Origin of the sequence: Micromonospora sp. NPDC048999 (assembly GCF_040649295.1) — a bacterium.
Lineage (GTDB): Bacteria > Actinomycetota > Actinomycetes > Mycobacteriales > Micromonosporaceae > Micromonospora.
In genome coordinates this window covers 1-15817 of record NZ_JBEZFI010000072.1, presented here as the reverse complement: position 1 = coordinate 15817, position 15817 = coordinate 1, and the positions used below count along the sequence as shown (strand labels likewise).

The following is a 15817-nucleotide window of genomic DNA, read 5'->3' as shown; positions in this document are numbered from 1 at the left end:
ACGCTCAGCGACACATCAGCGAACTCACCCGCCCGGGTCAGCCCCTCCACCCGCAGCAACTCGGCACCAGCCGACCCGCCGGCCGGACGCTGCGGGAACACGTACTCAATGTTGCGCCCCGTCATCCGGGCCACCAGGTCGTTGGTCGGAGTGGTCCGGGCCGGCAGATTCGCGGCAGTGGTCCGGCCGTCCTTGAGCACCGTCACCCGGTCACCGATCTCCCGGATCTCCTCCATCCGATGCGAGATATAGATGACCGCGATCCCCTGCGCCGTGAGTTCCCGGATAATCCGGAACAGATTCCCCACCTCGTCATGAGCAAGGACCGCAGACGGCTCATCCATGATGATCAACCGGGCATCGTGGGACAACGCCCGCGCCATACTCACGATCTGCTTACCCGCAGCCGGCAGGTGGCGGACCAAACGACCCGGCGGAATCTCCGCATGCCCCAACCGGGCCAGGATCTCCCGCGTCCGGCGCGCCATACTGCCCCGACGCACGAACCCCAACCGGCGCGGCTCGTGACCAAGGAACGCATTCTCCGCCACCGACAGATCCTCAACCAGGTCGAGCTCCTGGTAGATCGTGGCGATCCCCGCCCGCATCGCCGCCTGCGGATCAGCGAAACCCGCCGGCTCGCCACACCACACGACCTCACCCGAATCCGGCCGATGCACCCCCGCCAGAACCTTGATCAACGTGGACTTACCGGCGCCGTTCTGCCCCAACAGGCAGTGCACCTCACCCGCCCGCACCTCCAACTGCACCCCGTCCAACGCGCGTACACCGGGGAACGTCTTCACCCCGTCAGTGAGGCGTAGGACCACGGAGTGCTGCGTGTCGTCGGCCGGGTGCCGGCCCGCGATGTTCTCTTGGGCGCTCATGATGCCTGCTCGAAGGCGACGTCGCTGGCGAGCACAGCAGCTCCGGCCACCCCGGCGCGCAAGCCCAACTCGGAGAGCACGACTGGCAGGTTGCCGGTGGCCAGCGGCAATGAACGGCGGTAGACCACGCTACGAATCTCCGCGAGAAGAATGTGTCCCAACTGGGCGAGTCCTCCACCTATGACGATCATCGACGGATTGGCGAAGCTCACCATGCCGGCCAGCACACGGCCGACCCGCCGGCCACCATCCCGAATGAGCTGAATGCAGGTGATGTCGCCCTCAGCGGCAGCGAGGGCCACGTCGCAGGCGGCCACCGTGCCGGCGGCGGCAAGCCGCTCGGCCAGCGCGGGCGAGGCGCCGGAGCGGGCGGCCACGGTTGCTTCCCGGGCCAGCGCCGCCCCACCGAACAGGGCTTCCAGGCAGCCCAGGTTGCCGCACGAGCACATCGGACCGTTGAGCTCGACCTGGATGTGGCCGATGTCGCCGGCGCAGCCATCCTTACCCCGGTAGACCTCACCGTCGAGATAGATCCCGCACCCGATGCCCGTACCGATCTTGACGAGCATGAAGTCGTTGACGGAGCGGGCGACGCCGCCGTGTCGCTCACCGATCGCCATGACGTTGACGTCGTTGTCGACCACAGCCGGGCAGCCATGCTCCCGAGTCAACAACTCCCGAACCGGGAAACGATCCCACCCCGGCATGATCGGCGGCGACACCGGCACACCATCCCGGAAACTCACCGGCCCCGGCACCCCGATACCGACCGCAGCCAGCCGCTCGTACGCACCATCCACCCTGGCCTTGTGTAACAACTCACTGACCCGCTGCAGAGTCACCTTCGGCCCCGAACGAATGTCAGCCGACTCCGCATACGCCGCCACCGGCTCAAGCCGACCATTCACCACCTCGACATCAATCGAACTGGCACCCAGATCCACCGCGGCAAACCGCAAACCCGGATTCAACTCCACCAACGTCGAACGACGACCACCCCGAGAAGCCGCCAACCCCGCCTCCGCCACATAACCGAGACCAACCAGCCGATCCAGCTCGGCGAGCAGCCGCGGGCGAGGGGCCTCCAGCTGGTCGGCCAGCTCGGCACGGGAAATCGCACCATGGTCACGCAGCAGGCGCAGTAGGCGCAGATGCAGTGAGTCCACAGTGCGCACGGGTGTCACCTCCGACAACGGTTCACGGGGCCGCAACAGCGGCGTGTCATGCCCGACACAGTAGGAGCCCTTTGAGCTCTGTGTCTAGATCTTTCGCGCGGTCAAAACAAAAGTTTTTCCGACCCCGACAGAAGTTACGCACGGTGATCGCTAAAGCGAGCCACGACCGGACGCAAGGTTCTTCCACCACAGTGGAGCGTCGGCCACGAGATCACCGCTCGGCACCGGGCTTCCGGGCACGGTGCGACCGCACATGCATCACGAGGCTGCGTGCGCTTCAACGGGTTTCGCTACGGCTGCGGCTCGGCCAGGCGCGTCGCGTCACGCTGCCGCCGGCCGGACGGGGATGCGCAGGAGCGCCCGACCGCGATGTGCGGCCGGGTCGCGTCCCATGCGCTGTTACCGATCGGATCCTGGCGCGAGGGCGCCAGGCCGGTCAGTCGTTGCGGTAGATCGTCAGCTCGGACATGTTGTCGTAGCTGATCTTGGCGAAGTCCAACGACTGGCCGAGGTTGCCCGCCCCGCCGGGAGCAGTGTCCATCTCCCAGTTGGCGTGGTGGAAGTCCTGCTCGCCGATGGTCTGGAAGAACTGCTGGAAGTTGATCTGCCCCTTGCCGAACGGGGCCATGTCGTACCCGTTGGTCTGCGCGGGGTTCTTGGTGCCGTCCTTGGCGTGGAACAGCGGGAACCGCTTGGTCCGCCGCGCCACGGTCAGGATCGGGTCGAACAGGTCGGCCTTCTCCTTGCCCGCCGAGTTGACGAACTTGGTGTACCGGTGGCGCGCCACGTACGCCCAGTAGATGTCCATCTCGAAGTAGACGTACTTCGGGTCGGTCTTGGCGAAGAAGTACTCCAGCTTCCGGACGCCCGACGAGCGGGTCGGCCGGCCGTTGCCGTCCAGCGGACCGGCGTCGAGCAGGAAGTTGTAGGCCGCGTCATGGTTGTGGGTGTACAGGCGCATCTTGCGTTCCTTGGCCTGCTCACCCAGCTCGTTCCACAGGTCGGCGGCGGCGTCCCAGTCGGCCTGGTAGTTGCTGCTCGTCGGGTCGTTGCCGGTGCCGATGTTCTTCATGCCGAGTTCCTCGGCGATGTCGAGCTCCCGCTGGAACGTGGCCCTGTTGATCGTGGTGTGGGTACCGTTGGCGACCAGGCCGTTGTCGTCGAGGATCTTGCGGATCTCCTTCGGCGTGATCTGCCGGCCCAGAATCGAGGTGTGCTGGGTGTAGCCAGCGAACTCGATCTCCTTGTAGCCCAGCTCGGCGAGGCGGGCGAGCACCCGCTCGAAACCGTAGGGCACCCCACTGCTGTCGGGCGCGGCGGTGATCCGGTCGCGGACGCTGTACAGGATGATGCCGCGGTTCTGCGCCGGGATCAGCGGCTCGACGGTCCAGCCACCCTTGGCGATGGCGGGCGTAGCGGTCTGCAGCACAGGCAGGCCGGCGGCGCCGAGCGCGGCGGCGGCACCCGCCGTAGCACCGAGGATCCGGCGCCGGGTGAGCGCCGGGTTGGGCATGGCGGTGCCACCAGCGCGGCGTTGCACCTCGTCCATTCTCTTCCACCTTTCTGCGGCGGACCCGCGGGCCCGCCGGATGACGAGTAGAGGAACCGGTGTGTCTTCGAAGCCAACGCGCCGCCGAAACGCGTCAGTCCGGGGCATATAGGGACGGGCTCCGCTGACACGGCCCAAGGCCGTGGCGGCGAAGCCGCTGTCGCACTCGCCACGCCCCTGGCGGGTGCACCCCCTGGGTCCCGCCGGGGACCCGTAGCAACTTGACGTGTGCGACAGGTGTCGCGCTTGTTACGTCTGTGGCAGACCGTATCGCTACCTGCGGGGGAAAGAAAGAGCCCGTCGAACCAAACTTTCCTTCAAGCTGTCGATTCCTTTGTCACCGATCGCCACGAAGTGTCGGGCCACAGAGGATCGCCGGCCGGCTTCGACCCGCCCGGGCCGGGGCGCGGTGCAGCCGCCGTTGACCCGAGGAGCCAACTTTTTCGTCCGTACGAAAAAAGTCACCACCACTCCGTCCAGAAGAGAGGCAGATATCGACGGAAGGGCTGGACAGGCCGGAAGGAAGTCCGTTAGCCTCATCCACCAAACGTTGGGTGTGGGCTAGGTAACCGACGGTGCGGTTGGCTGACCGGTCGTGGCGAACGGTCAGCTTCACCTTCGCCCGACACCACGAACTCTCCACGGGTGTGGCTCCTGTAGAGGGCAACGACGACAACTTGAGCCGGCGCGGCGGCGCGCGCCATGTCCTCCAGGCACGGTGGCCCTGACCGCTCGCGGCGCGCGGCGAGTCTTGTCTGGACCGCCGCCCGACCCTGCCCGGCCAACTTGCTTTGCAGTCTCACTCCCCGAGCGAGCCCGCCCGCCTGCCGAACCGCGTGGCATCCACCGCGCCCCGGTTATCGGCACGGTGGCCGGGCGAGGCCGGCGCGCGCCCTCTGCCATCGGTCTACGCGCATCCCGCCGTAGGCCAAGGAACTACGTGAAAGGTAGCCCGGGAATGCCCAAGGTCTCCTTAAGACTCGGCACAGCGTTCGGCCAGCCGCATCCTCCGAACCGGACATCCACCAGCTCGCTCAGGCGGCCGCTCGCGGTGATCACCATGGTGATCACCCTGTTCCTCGGCCTCACACCGGCTCTCGCCAACGCGGTCAGCGGCGGTCAACTGCAACAGCAGGCCCAGGTTCTGACGTGGACTGCCGGCGACGACTTCCGTGCCTACATGTCCGTGCCCACCTCCGCCGTGGCGGGCCCGGCGACGCTGGTGTTCGAGAACAGCGCCGCGACCGGCAACACCAGCGGCATGCAGCACACCCTCACGTTCGACACCGGCAACCCGGCCTACAACCGGGATGTGGACGTCAACATCCTCGCCGACCCCTACGACAGCAAGGGTGGTCGGTGGACGGTTGACGTGGTGCTGACTCCCGGCGTCTACCACTACTTCTGCGCCATCCCCGGCCACGGGGCGATGAGCGGCCTGCTGGTGGTCAGCGGCGGGAACCAGGACACCACGCCGCCGACGGTGACGGCCGCGCTCTCCGGCGATCAGGACCGCAATGGCGCCTACGTCGGCGCCGCCACCGTGACCCTCACCGCCACCGACACCGAATCCGGCGTCGAGAAGGTCGAATACTCCCTCGACGGGTCGGCGTACACCACCTACACCACCCCGGTGACGGTCACCCAGCCCGGCCAGCACACGGTCACCTACCGGGCCACCGACCGGGCGGGCAACACCTCGGAGCCGGCGACCATCACCTTCACTGTCGTGACGCCGCCGGACCCGGACACCACGCCGCCGACGGTGACGGCCGTGCTCTCCGGCCAGCAGGACGGCGAGGGCTCCTACGTCGGCGCCGCCACCGTAACCCTCACCGCCACCGACACCGAATCCGGCGTCGACAAGATCGAGTACTCCCTCGACGGACAGGCGTACGCCACGTACTCCAGCCCCGTCACGGTCAACCACCCGGGCCAGCACACCGTCACCTACCGGGCCACCGACCGCGTGGGCAACACTTCGGAACCGGCAACCGTCACCTTCACCGTGGTGGCCGTCAGCCACAACCCGGAGTGCCCGGTGCTGGACACCCGCCCGGTCGTCTGGCTCGGCACGGTGAACACCGGGCTGCCGAACCGGCTGGTCGGCGACGGCTGCACGATCAACAACCTGATCGCCAGCGAGCGCAACTGGCTCAACCACGCCGAGTTCGTGACGCACGTCAAGGCGATCGCCGAACACCTGCTTCACCTCGGTGTCGTCAGCAAGGCGGAACGCAAGTCGCTGATCGACCAGGCGTCTGCCTCCGCTGTCGGCAAGGCGGACAACCAGAACGGCTACGAGACGATCCTGGACCGCTCGGGTGCGTCGTTCAAGCAGTGGGAGCAGGTGGGCGCGGGCGGCTTCACCCGCAACGCCGACGGCTCGATCACGAGCCTTCCGGTCAACGGCCTGGGCATGTTGTGGTTCCCGATCCGGCAGTACGGGGACTTCTCGATGAAGTTGCAGTGGCGGGACGACGCGCCTGGTGACAAGCGCGCCAACAGCGGTGTCTTCGTCCGCTTCCCCGGCGTGCACAAGCACCCGCAGGAGCCGCGGCCCGAGTGGGTGGCGATCAAGTACGGCCACGAGATCCAGATCCTCGACGCGGCCGACGGCGACCGCTACAAGACCGGATCGGTGTACGGCTTCCGCGGCGTCGACCTCGACGGCGCGCAGGTCACCACGAAGGGCACCTGGAACGACCTCGAGATCCGGGTGGTCGGCCAGCACTACTCGATCTACCGCAACGGCGAACTCGTCAACGAGTTCATCAACACCCCCGGCGCGGTCTTCGACCCGCCCCGCTCGGACGACCCGGGCAGCGCCGGCCGGCAGAACGCCTCCGGGTACGTCGGCCTGCAGGTGCACGGCGCCGCCGACGTCGTCAGCTTCCGCAACGTCCGGGTTGCCCCGCTGAATCCGTGACATCGCCACACCGGCCGATTTCCACCTGACAACCATGTCGACCGCGGCTGGTCCTGACACCAGCCGCGGTTGACCGAACGATTGGATCACCACCTTGGATAACGAACTGACCGACAGCCAACCGGAGCCGACCGGGCGGCTCAAGTCGAGCGCCCGCCGGACGCTCCTGGCGGTAGCGGTGGCGGTGGGGACGCTCGCCAGCGCGGGCACGGCCCTCGCCGTCACCTCGGGAACCTTCGCGAAGGAGCCCGACGGCTGCGTCCGCCCGGACCGAACCATCAAGATGTACGCGGTGGAGTTGCCGCGTGACGCGGCGACGAACCAGGTCCGGCTCGGTTACGGCCTCACCCCGCAGACGGCCTCCTACCCGGGGCCGACCATCGAGATGATCGAGGGCGAGTGCCTGGCGATCACCCTGTACAACCAGGTGTCGGAGGCGACCCTGACCGCGTTGCGCACCGATGCCAGTCATCCCCTCGGCGTGTCGCTGCACACGCACGGCGTGAAGTACACCCAGGACTCGGACGGCACGCTGCACAGCGGTTCGTACGTGCGCTCGGGCGAATCGCGGACCTACACCTGGTACGCCAAGCCGCGGAACGTGAAGACCGGATCGCCAGGCACGGCCGGCTACTGGTGGTACCACGACCACATGGTCGGCGGGGCGCACGGGACCCAGGGCGTCGGCTCCGGGCTCTTCGGCGGGCTCGTCGTCCGCCGTCAGGGCGACCCGCGCCCGGACCGGACCTATGTGACCGTCTTCGGTGACCGGCAGACCATCAACCTGCGGCGCGGCGCCGACGCGGACACCTGCGACCCGGTACGGCCGGTGGCCGGCCCGACCTGCCTTATCGCCCGCAAGGGTGAGCGGGTGGAGTTCATCGCCGTCGGCATGGGCAACGACATGCACACCTGGCACGTCCACGGGCACAACTGGGCTGACACCCGGACCGGCACGATCATGGGCGACACCAAGGCAGTGGTCGACAACATCCCGCTCATCGACAACAAGCCCCTCGGTCCCGGTGACTCCTTCGGCGTACAGATCATCGCCGGCGACTCGGTGGGCGAGGGCAGCTGGATGCTGCACTGCCACATGCAGTTCCACTCCGACCAGGGCATGTCGACGATGTTCCACGTCCTCGACGACAACGGGCAGATCCCGCAGCACAACGGGCACACGCACGGATCCTGACCGCCCTGCTTCCCATCCCTGAGCGACTCCCAACCCAATTGGAGGAGCAGAAATGGCCGAGAAAAGCCATTTCCGACCGTCCCGACTAACTAAGACGACCCGCCGCGCTGGCGCCCTGGCCTCGGCCGCGGCGCTCACGCTCGGCCTGCTGACCGCACCGGTCGTTACCCCGGACGCCCTGGCGGCGGCCCCCACCTGGGGTAACAAGGTGGTCAACGTCCTGGTGTTCCACGGCCCAGCGGCCACGCAGGACGACCCGGTGAAGCGGGCTACGAACATCATCAAGAAGCTCGGCAATGAGGAGGGCTTCTTCGTCCACGAGGCGGAGGACCCCAGTGTCTTCAACGCCGACAACCTGGCCCGCTACCGCAGCGTGGTGTTCCTTTCCTCGAAGGGCGTGGAGCTCAACGGGGACCAGGAGGCCGCGTTCCAGGCGTACATCCGGGGTGGCGGCGGCTTCCTCGGCGTCCATGACGCCGCGTACGCGCAGTCCGGCTCGTCCTGGTTCACCGGCCTGATCGGTACCCGTCCGGCGGGCAGCATGCCGCCGGCCGAGAAGGTCATCGACATCAAGGTCAACTCGGAGAATCCGCCGAGCGAGGGCAAGGCTCAGCTGGTCGACGGGAACAACAACACCAAGTGGTTGGCCCGCACGAACACCGCGTGGGTCGAGCTGAAGCTGGAGAAGCCGGTCGCCGTCGGGCACTACGCGCTGACGTCCGCCAACGACTTCGCCGGCCGGGACCCGAAGAACTGGACGCTGAAGGGCTCGACGGACGGGACCACCTGGGTCAACCTGGACACCCGGTCCAACGAGACCTTCCCCCAGCGGTTCCAGACCCGGGAATTCAAGTTCAACAACAGCACCGCCTACCAGCACTACCGGCTCGACATCACCGCGAACAACGGCGAGCCGCTGACCCAGCTGGCCGAGCTGCGGTTCTTCGGCCCCGACGCCGGCCCGGCACCCGAGAGCGTCGTGCAGCAGTCGGTCGTGAACCTCACCGACCGCCAGCACCCGGCCAACAAGGGGCTGCCGCTCAAGTGGACCCGGTCGGACCAGTGGATCAACTGGAGCCCCAACCCGATCGGCAAGGTCCACACGGTCGCGCAGGTCGAGGGGTGGCAGCACAAGACCGGATTGAACGGTAACGGTGCGTTCCACCCGGTCTCGTGGTGCCAGGACTACGACGGCGGCCGGTCGTTCTATACCGGCATGGGCCGCACCGAGGCCAGCTGGACCACGGACCTCCAGTTCCGCAGCCACCTGCTCGGCGCGCTTCAGTGGACCGCCGGCACGGTCCGGGGTGACTGCCAGGCGACCATCGCGGCGAACTACAAGACCGAGCGGCTCACCACCACCAACAAGTCGGGGCAGCTCGACCAGATCGGTGAGCCGCACGGCCTGACCGTCGCCCCCGACGGCAAGGTCTTCTACATCGGCCGGGCGGCGTGCCCCACCGGCGCGATCGCCGACTGGAACAACCCGAACGTCGGCCTCGGCTGCGGCACGATCCACGAGTGGGACCCGGCGACCAAGCAGGTGAAGCTGCTCACCACGCTGGCCGTGATGGGTAACCGGGGCAGCGGCAGCGAGCTGGTCAAGAACGAGGAGGGCCTGCTCGGCCTCACGCTCGACCCCAAGTTCGAGGAGAACGGCTGGGTCTACGTCTACTGGATGCCGCACGAGTCGATCGACCGCGATCGGCGGGTCGGTCAGCGGACGGTCTCGCGGTTCACCTACGACCACGCCGCGCACTCGCTGGACCAGGCCACCCGCAAGGACCTGCTGCACTGGGACACCCAGATCCACAGCTGCTGCCACGCCGGTGGTGGGATGACCTTCGACAACAAGGGCAACCTCTACATCGGCTCCGGTGACAACAACTCCTCGGAGGCCTCGAGCGGCGGATACGCCGGGAACAACTGGGCCGCGGACTACAAGGGCATCTCGTTCCAGGACGCCCGCCGCACCTCCGGCAACACCAACGACCTCAACGGCAAGATCATCCGTATTCACCCGGAGTCGGACGGCACCTACACCGTTCCCGAGGGGAACCTCTTCACCGGGAACGAGGAGGGTGGCGGCAAGACCCGCCCGGAGATCTACGTGATGGGTGTCCGCAACATCTCGCGGATCGCCTGGGACCACGTCAACAACTGGCTGACCGCCGCCTGGGTCGGCCCGGACGCCGGAGCCCCGAGCGAGACCTGGGGGCCGGCGAAGTACGAGACCGCGACGATCATCACCTCCGCGGGTAACCAGGGCTGGCCCTACTGCATGGGGAACAAGCAGCCCTACCGGGACCGCAGCAACGTCGACGCGTCCCTCCCCGCCGGCTGGTACGACTGCGACAACCTGAAGAACGAGTCGCCGCGCAACACCGGTCTGGTCAACATCCCACCGGCGCGGAACAACATGATCTGGTACTCGCCGCAGGGCGGCGGCCCGGTCTACCCGACCCGGACCGACGGCAGCGGCCTGCCCAGCTACAAGACGGGCGAGGAGACCTTCACCCAGCCGTACCTCACCGGTGGTGGCCAGGCCATCATGAACGGCCCGACGTACCACCGTTCGGAGGTCGACACCGCCAGCGGTGTCGCCTGGCCGGCGTACTGGGAGGGCAAGTGGTTCCTCGGTGACCAGTCCAACTCCAACAACCGGGTCGCGGTGACCGTCGACCCGAAGAACGTCAAGGACGCGGGGGCGCCGGCCTTCGCCGAGGACCTGAAGAGCATCATCCAGCCCGGTACCGGCACCACCCAGCTGCAGTCCTGGATGGACGCCAAGTTCGGCCCGGACGGCGCGCTCTACCTGGTCGACTACGCCGGTGGCTTCTTCACCCTGCACTCGAACCAGAAGCTGATCCGGATCACCTACCAGGGCGGTCCGGCCACCCCCGGCCCGAGCTACGCAACGGCCCGGGTGGCTGACAACAGCGCGCCGCGTACCGTCGACTTCTCCGGCGCCCGGGTCGGCGGTGTCGCCTGGGAGTGGGACTTCGGTGACGGCACGAAGGGGTCGACCCAGCCGCACCCGACCCACACCTACCGCAAGCACGGCTCCTACAAGGCGACCGTGAAGGTGACGTACGCCGACGGTGAGGTCGCCACCGCCACCATCGACGTGAACACCGGGTGCGACGCTCCCGACGCGCGGTCGACGGTCCGGCTGCTCGACACCGACACCGGCCTGGAGAACCGCCAGGTTGTTGCCGGCTGCACGATCAACGACCTGATCAACGACGAGGCGGACTGGCCCAACAAGGGGTCGTTCATGAGCCACCTGGACGACGTGATCGCGGAGCTGACCGGCGGGAAGGTCATCACCGGCAGCGAGGCGGTGTCACTGCGCGCGGCCGGTGCCGCCTCGCCGGTCGGCACGACGGGCGGCTACAAGTCGATCTTCGACGGGTCGGCGTACTCCCTCGCGGACTGGCGTCAGGCGCCCAGCGGGCAGTTCTCGCTGCGCACCGACGGCTCCATCCGCAGCTCCGGCGGCCTGGGCATGCTCTGGTACGCGGGACAGGAGTTCGGCGACTTCTCGGTCAGGTTGCAGTTCAAGGACATCGCGACGGGAACCACCCGCGCGAACACTGGTGTCTTCATCCGGTTCCCGGACCCGAGGACCCCGCTGGCCGACCGTCCCGAGGGCTGCAGCACGACCGGATCGGCTCGCACCGACCCAGCCTGGGTGGCGATCTACTGCGGCCACGAGATCCAGATCTACGACGGAGCCACCGGTGAGGTCCAGAAGACCGGCTCGGTGTACAACTTCGCGCCGATCGGTCTGGACAAGGCGGGGGTGACGCCGAAGGACCAGTGGAACGACTACGAGATCCGGGCGGTCGGGCAGCACTACACGATCATCCGCAACGGCGTCGTGATCAATGAGTTCGACAACGTCCCGGGCAAGAACTCGTCCCGCGCGGGCGACCCGCCCACGGCCCTGCGCCAGTTCTTCAGCGGATTCATCGGGCTGCAGAACCACGGCAACAGCGACCTGGTCGAGTTCCGCAACGTCAGGGTGCGGGCGCTCTAACCAAGGTACGCGTCCGGGTACGGGACTCCGTACCCGGACGCGTACCAGGGCACAAAAATCCTTCCTCACGCTGGCCGTCGGCATCAACGCCGACGGCCAGCGTGAGTTGTGTCACGGAACTTTCCACCTGGTGCGGGCGACCAACCCTTCAGCAGCTTGATCAACGAAGGGACCACCAGTCATGCCCCGCACCACCGTCTCCGGCGCGTCTCGTCGCCCGGCCATCCTGCTCGCCGCCGCCGCGGCGGCGCTCCTCGCCGTCGGCGTCGCCGGCTGCGGCTCGTCGGACCAGCCGTCAACGGAGTCGAGCCCGACGGCGTCGGCGAGCGCGGCGACGGAGGTGCTCGGCGTCCGGGACCCGTGGGTCAAGGCCGCCGACCACGGCATGAGCGCGGCGTTCGCCACCCTCGTGAACGACGGCGACACCGACGTGACGGTCACCGCGGTGGCGACCGACGTGTCGCCGATGGAGCTGCACGGGATGTCCATGAAGGACGGCAAGATGGTCATGCAGCCCAAGGAGGGCGGCATGGTGGTCAAGGCGAAGAGCACCTACGTGCTGGAGCCCGGCGGCGACCACCTGATGATGCTGGACCTGAAGCAGCCGGTGCAGGCCGGCGACGAACTGACCTTCACGCTCACCTTCGCCGACGGCCGCACGCAGACGTTCACCGCCGTGGCCAAGCCGTTCACCGGCGCCCAGGAAGACTACGAGCCCGGCCACGGCGACAGCCACGGCCACGACCAGCCGACGCCGCACGAGAGCACGAGCTCGGCGGCATGACCAGCCGTCCCACCCCCCGCCCGGTGAGCAGGCGTGGCCTGCTCACCGGCGGGGCCCTCACCGCCGGCGCGCTCGCGGGCGCCGCCGCTGTCGCCGCTGTCCGTACCGGCGAACCCTCGGCCGGGCCCGGCGGAGCGATCCCGGTCGCCGCGGTCGGCAGCGCCGTCGAACCGTTCCACGGTCAGCGGCAGGCCGGCGTCGCCACCGCCCCGCAGGCGCACGCGGCGTTCGTCGCGTTCAACCTCCGGCCCGGGACCGACCGGGCCGGGGTGGGTCGGATGCTGCGCCTGCTGTCCGACGACGCCGCCCGCCTCACCCAGGGCCGCCCGGCGCTGGCCGACACCGAACCCGAACTCGGGCTGCTGCCCGCCCGGCTGACCGTCACCTTCGGCTTCGGTCCCGGCCTCTACGCCGCCGCCGGCCTCGACGACCGGCGGCCACCATCGGTGGCCGATCTGCCGGCGTTCCGGATCGACCGGCTCCAACCCCGCTGGTCCGGCGGGGATCTGCTGCTGCAGATCTGCGCCGACGACCCGGTCACCGTCGCCCATGCCCAGCGGGTACTGATCAAGGACAGCCGCCCGTTCGTCACGGTGCGGTGGGTGCAGCAGGGCTTCCGTCGCGCCGCCGGCGCCGAACCCGGCCGCACCCAACGGAACCTGTTCGGCCAACTGGACGGCACCGCCAACCCCACGCCCGGCGGGCCGCTGGAGACCGCCGTGTGGGTGCCCGAGGGACCGCCCTGGCTGCGCGACAGCACCACCCTGGTCGTCCGCCGCATCAGCATGAACCTGGAAACCTGGGACCTGCTCGGCCGCACCGAGCGCGAACTCGCCGTCGGCCGCCGCCTCGACACCGGCGCCCCGCTCACCGGCGCCGCCGAACACGACCAGCCCGACTTCGCCGCCACCGACCCCGACGGGCTCACCGTCATCCCCGACTTCTCGCACCTCACCCGCGCGCACGTCACCGACGACCGGCAGAAGATCCTGCGCCGCCCCTACAGCTACGACGGCACACCGACCGCCGAAGGCCACGCCGACAGCGGACTGATCTTCACCTCCTACCAGGCCGACATCACCCGCCAGTTCCTGCCCATCCAGCAACGGCTGGCCGAACAGGACCTGCTCAACGAGTGGACCAGCCCGATCGGCTCGGCCGTCTTCGCCATCCCACCCGGCTGCCCCGAGGGCGGCTGGATCGGCCAGCAACTGCTCGGCTGAGCGTCATTCCAACCGGAAAAGAACACACCATGCCCACACGCCTGCGCCGCCCGAACGCGGCCGCGATCGTCGCCACCCTGCTGGCCGCCCTGGCGGTGCTGCTGGCCCCGGCCTCCCCCGCCGCCGCGCACAACGCGCTGCGGGCCGCGACACCGGCCCAGGACGCCCGGCTGGCCACCCCGCCAACGCAGATCACCCTGGAATTCCTGCAGAACCTGAGCCCCACGTTCACCACCATCGTCCTCACCGACGCCAGCCAGCGGAAGATCCCCACCGGTGAACCGGTCGTCGCCGGGGCCGCCGGCATGGTGACCATCAACCAACCCCTGGCCAACGGCAGCTACACCGTGGCCTACCGGGTGGTCTCCGCCGACGGACACCCCGTACAGGGGTCGTACTCCTTCACCGTCGCCGACCCGACCGCCAGCACCGCCCCGGACGAGCCGGCCTCGGACGCCAGCGACGCCTCGTCCCACCGTTCCGACGGCCCGAGGCCGATGCTGCTCGCGGCCGGCGGGATCGCCGTCGTCGCCGTCATCGCCGCCGGTGCCGTGGTGGCCCGTCGGCGACGCAGTGTCTCGTAAGGCAAGGCCGCGCGGCGCCGGTCAGAGTCCGGTGGACCGGGATGGGCGGACCTGCCGGAACGGTGAAGCTCAGCGGCGCCGGGCGAGCAGCACGCCGGCGCCGGCCAGCGCGACCGTGGCGACGCCGCCCACGACCCACCGCAGTGAGCCGCCGCCCGGCTCGGTGCCGCCGTCCGGATCGGCGCCGGTGGCCGCAACCGGTTCCGCCGGCGGCGCCGACTGGGCGGCGCGCGCCTCGACCGTGGCCGCCGCGCGGGCCGTCGGGTCGGGCCCGGTGACGTTGACCTGCCAGCGTCCCGGCGAGAGCACCGGCCCACTGCTGTAGAAGCCGCGCCCCTCGGCGGCCGGATTGAGCTGAACCGGCCCGGCCGAACGCCCGCCCTCGCCGGTCGCGGTGAGCACGAGCCGCAGCACCGTGTCCTCCACCGGGTGCCCGTCGAGGTACGTCGCCCGCACGGTCACCCCGGTCGCGCCGTCGCCGGCGACCTCAAGCTTGAGTCCTTCGTGCGCGGCCGCAGGCGACGCCGGCAGCAGCAACAACGGCAGCGCCGCCAGGAGGGCCAGCAGGGCCCGCAGTGGTCGCATCTCAATCCGCTCCTTCGTGGGCACCGTCGGCGGTGAGCGCGCCCTGCCCGGGTGCCGCGGGCAGGAAGACGTGGGTGTGGCCGTGGCCGGCGTCGATGTTGAGCACGTCGAGCTGGGTGGCGGCGGTCGACCAGGTCGCCACCGCGGCGTCGCGCTGCCGGGCGGCGATGGCCAGCAGCTCGGGGCGGCGCGCGTCGGGCACGGTGAACGCCGCAGCGTACGTCGCGACCGCCAGGTCGAGCTGGCGTACCGCGGCGGAGAGTCCGGAGCGGGCGATGTTCAACCCGGTGCCGCCCGACGGTGGAGCGGCGAACTCCTCGACCGCCTTGGCGGTCGTGGCCTGCCAGCCGCGCGTCGCCGCCGCGTCGGCGGCCGGCCCGGACGCCGCGTCGCCCGGGGCGACGGCTGGGCCCGGGGTGGCCGCCTGGCCCGAGGTGACGGCCGCGCCCGGGTGGGCCGTGCGGCCCGGCGGCAGGGCGGCGGCCAGCCCGTCGAGCACCGGCAGCAGCGCCTCCCGAGTACCACGGGCCTGGTCGGTCAGCTCGGCGATCTGGCGCGCATCGCGCTGGGCCTCCTCGGCCCGCAACTCGGCGACGCGGTCGGCCGTAGGGGAAGTGTCGCGGGTGACAGCGGCCATGGTCAGGCCGGCGGCGAGCGCGCCGGCGAGGAACGCCAGCACGACGGGGACAATGCTGCGGGCGCGGGTCGGTGGGCTGCGGCGCAGCTTAGTCCGATTGCTCATCCGGAACTGCCCCCTCTCGGCGTGCGGGCCGCCTGGACATCGTGTGGGAAAGACTTCGAGAGTACGTGCACAGCACGTCGACGGAGGACTCGTCGATCTGATCGCTCGACAGGGGTGTCAGA

11 protein-coding genes are annotated in these 15817 nt (G+C 69.2%); 6 read left to right on the top strand and 5 right to left on the bottom strand.

What is annotated here, in order from left to right; translation table 11 throughout:
- The 3 genes from AB0C02_RS32600 to AB0C02_RS32590 all read right to left on the bottom strand — a co-directional run.
- A partial coding sequence (locus tag AB0C02_RS32600) for an ATP-binding cassette domain-containing protein (RefSeq protein WP_357553064.1) occupies positions 1–887 on the bottom strand: 887 nt, incomplete at its 3' end.
- Positions 884–2062 (bottom strand): ROK family protein, encoded by a 1179-nt coding sequence (locus tag AB0C02_RS32595; protein ID WP_357553063.1) that lies wholly within the window; start codon positions 2060–2062, stop codon positions 884–886. The genes AB0C02_RS32595 and AB0C02_RS32600, both read right to left, overlap by 4 nt.
- Before the next feature lie 436 nt (positions 2063–2498).
- The gene (locus tag AB0C02_RS32590) at positions 2499–3611 is read right to left on the bottom strand and encodes a sugar phosphate isomerase/epimerase (RefSeq protein ID WP_357553062.1); all 1113 of its coding nucleotides are present in this window, start codon (positions 3609–3611) and stop codon (positions 2499–2501) included.
- Positions 3612–4671: 1060 nt separating this feature from the next.
- On the opposite strand from AB0C02_RS32590, the gene AB0C02_RS32585 reads away from it, so the two are divergent.
- The 6 genes from AB0C02_RS32585 to AB0C02_RS32560 all read left to right on the top strand — a co-directional run bounded on the left by AB0C02_RS32585 (position 4672) and on the right by AB0C02_RS32560 (position 14368).
- A complete protein-coding gene (locus AB0C02_RS32585; RefSeq protein ID WP_357553061.1) occupies positions 4672–6540 on the top strand; it encodes a family 16 glycoside hydrolase in 1869 nt (622 codons plus the stop codon).
- 94 nt (positions 6541–6634) lie between these two features.
- Complete coding sequence (locus tag AB0C02_RS32580; protein ID WP_357553060.1) at positions 6635–7735, top strand: multicopper oxidase domain-containing protein; 1101 nt, start codon at positions 6635–6637, stop codon at positions 7733–7735.
- A gap of 52 nt (positions 7736–7787) precedes the next feature.
- Positions 7788–11777: a ThuA domain-containing protein gene (locus AB0C02_RS32575; RefSeq protein ID WP_357553059.1), complete on the top strand. Its 3990-nt coding sequence runs from the start codon at positions 7788–7790 to the stop codon at positions 11775–11777.
- A 181-nt stretch (positions 11778–11958) separates the two neighbouring features.
- Entirely contained in the window at positions 11959–12561 is a 603-nt protein-coding gene (locus AB0C02_RS32570; RefSeq protein WP_357553058.1) for a copper chaperone PCu(A)C, read from the top strand.
- A complete protein-coding gene (locus tag AB0C02_RS32565) occupies positions 12558–13784 on the top strand; it encodes a Dyp-type peroxidase (protein WP_357553057.1) in 1227 nt (408 codons plus the stop codon). The genes AB0C02_RS32570 and AB0C02_RS32565 overlap by 4 nt, the downstream gene beginning before the upstream one ends.
- A 29-nt stretch (positions 13785–13813) precedes the next feature.
- A complete protein-coding gene (locus AB0C02_RS32560; RefSeq protein ID WP_357553056.1) occupies positions 13814–14368 on the top strand; it encodes a copper resistance CopC family protein in 555 nt (184 codons plus the stop codon).
- 69 nt (positions 14369–14437) lie between these two features.
- Here AB0C02_RS32560 and AB0C02_RS32555 read toward each other — a convergent pair whose 3' ends face one another.
- Positions 14438–14953: a hypothetical protein gene (locus AB0C02_RS32555; protein ID WP_357553055.1), complete on the bottom strand. Its 516-nt coding sequence runs from the start codon at positions 14951–14953 to the stop codon at positions 14438–14440.
- 1 nt (position 14954) lies between these two features.
- On the bottom strand, positions 14955–15695 hold the full coding sequence (locus AB0C02_RS32550; protein ID WP_357553054.1) for a hypothetical protein: 741 nt from the start codon (positions 15693–15695) through the stop codon (positions 14955–14957).
- Between the last annotated feature and the right edge of the window lie 122 nt (positions 15696–15817).

Bases quoted from the DNA above. Each gene is read 5' to 3' on its own strand.
- AB0C02_RS32590 (WP_357553062.1), bottom strand. From the start codon at position 3,611: ATGGACGAGGTGCAACGCCGCGCTGGTGGCACCGCCATGCCCAACCCG.
- AB0C02_RS32585 (WP_357553061.1), top strand. From the start codon at position 4,672: ATGGTGATCACCCTGTTCCTCGGCCTCACACCGGCTCTCGCCAACGCG.
- AB0C02_RS32575 (WP_357553059.1), top strand. From the start codon at position 7,788: ATGGCCGAGAAAAGCCATTTCCGACCGTCCCGACTAACTAAGACGACC.
- AB0C02_RS32570 (WP_357553058.1), top strand. From the start codon at position 11,959: ATGCCCCGCACCACCGTCTCCGGCGCGTCTCGTCGCCCGGCCATCCTG.
- AB0C02_RS32565 (WP_357553057.1), top strand. From the start codon at position 12,558: ATGACCAGCCGTCCCACCCCCCGCCCGGTGAGCAGGCGTGGCCTGCTC.
- AB0C02_RS32560 (WP_357553056.1), top strand. From the start codon at position 13,814: ATGCCCACACGCCTGCGCCGCCCGAACGCGGCCGCGATCGTCGCCACC.
- AB0C02_RS32555 (WP_357553055.1), bottom strand. From the start codon at position 14,953: ATGCGACCACTGCGGGCCCTGCTGGCCCTCCTGGCGGCGCTGCCGTTG.
- AB0C02_RS32550 (WP_357553054.1), bottom strand. From the start codon at position 15,695: ATGAGCAATCGGACTAAGCTGCGCCGCAGCCCACCGACCCGCGCCCGC.